This window comes from Hydrogenophaga sp. 70-12 (genome assembly GCF_001897365.1).
GTDB classification, from domain to species: domain Bacteria; phylum Pseudomonadota; class Gammaproteobacteria; order Burkholderiales; family Burkholderiaceae_C; genus Hydrogenophaga; species Hydrogenophaga borbori.
In genome coordinates, this window is record NZ_MKSS01000288.1 from 1 (window position 1) to 1,533 (window position 1,533).

Consider the following 1,533-nt stretch of genomic DNA (forward strand, 5'->3'; position numbering starts at 1 on the left):
GCCAGATCACGCTGAGCCGGCTGGAGCAGACGCCGGCCACCGTGGCCTTCCTGGACGGCCAGCTCGACGCCGTGGTGTTCGCTTCGGCGCCCGAATCGCTGATGGTGCAGATGCTGCTGCAGACCCCGGGCGTGAAGCTGCTGGACTTCGCCCAGGCCGAGGCCTACTCGCGCCGCTTCGGCTACCTCACGCCGGTGACCATGCCACAGGGCATGGTGGACCTGGCGCGCAACGTGCCGCCGCGCAACGTGCGCCTGGTGGCCTCCACCACCTCGCTGCTGGCGCGCTCGGACACCCACCCGGCCATCCTGCAGCTGTTCGCGCAGACGGCCATGGAGGTGCACAGCGGCGCCGGCTGGTTCAACCGCGCGCGCGAATACCCGAACCTGGACCACAGCGAATTCCCCGCGGCGGGCGAGGCCGAGCGCGCCTACAAGGGCGGCCTGCCCTTCCTGCAGCGCTACCTGCCCTTCTGGGCGGCCAGCGTGATCGAGCGCATGTGGCTGGCGCTGGGCCTGATCATCGCGCTGGCGCTGCCGCTCTCGCGCATCGTGCCGCCGCTCTACACCTTTCGCATCCGCTCGCGCGTGTTCCGCTGGTACGCGGAACTGCGCGAGGTGGAGCAGCGCGCCGAGTCGGGCAGCGCCACGCCCGACGACCTGCTGGAGCAGCTCGACGGCATGGAAGCCAAGGTGGAGAAGGTGGTGGTGCCGCTGTCGTACACCGACGAGCTGTACGCGCTGCGCAACAACATCCACCTGGTGCGCAAGAAGCTGCTGCGCCGCCGGGACAGTGGCGGCGGCGACCCCCAGGACGAGGACACGCCCGCCCGCACGGCGGCGGATCGCGTCGGCTAACGCTTGCCCGAGTTCTTGAGGGCCTGCTGGGCCACCGCGTCCAGCGCCTCGTCGACCACGCTGTGGTCGGCCACCACGCGCAGCTTGTCCTGCTCGATCAGGCGGTCCACGCCGCGGCGCGTCATGGACATGGATTTTCCCGAGGCGGTGCCGAACAGGAACAGCGTGCCGTGCGGGCTGGCCCAGGTGAGCTGCACGCGCAGCGCCTGGCCTTCCTGGTACAGATCGAACCAGCTGCCCACCGCGAGCGAGGTGGCGTCGCGCAACACCATCCCGGCCTTGATGTCGACCCATTCGCGCTGCATGGGCTGGGTGGCCGCGAAGCCGGGCTGCGTGGTCTCGGGCAGCGAGTCGTCGTAGAAATTGGTGGCCTTCGCCTCGTGCTGGCGCATCCAGAGCTCGGCGTCGTCGGGGTTGAGCACGCTGGCGTCGGCCTCGGCCGGCGCGGGTGCGGCCTCGCCGCTGCGCTGGGTCTTGTAGGCGGCCTCGTGCAGGCCCATCAGGGTCTGGAAGAAGGCCTCGACCTTGTCGCGCGGGTAGTCGATGGCGTCCAGGCCTTCGCGCAGGGTGCGCAGCACCGGCGGGATGATGCGCACCAGGCGCGGCCGGTTCTGGCTGGCCAGCGCCAGCTGGCTGGACCACAGCAGATCGGACAGGATGTCGACGTAGCGCTTGG

General features: G+C 70.4%; 1 protein-coding gene and 1 pseudogene. One reads left to right on the forward strand and one right to left on the reverse strand.

All coding sequences use genetic code 11. The annotated features are described in order from the left end of the window. On the forward strand, nt 1-857 hold an 857-nt coding region (locus tag BGO22_RS15785), incomplete at its 5' end, for a TAXI family TRAP transporter solute-binding subunit (RefSeq protein ID WP_502686471.1). Here the strand turns inward: BGO22_RS15785 and BGO22_RS15790 are convergent. Beyond that, a pseudogene (locus BGO22_RS15790) lies at nt 854-1,533 on the reverse strand (DUF1631 family protein); the annotation flags it as partial. The gene BGO22_RS15785 and the pseudogene BGO22_RS15790 sit on opposite strands and share 4 nt — an antisense overlap.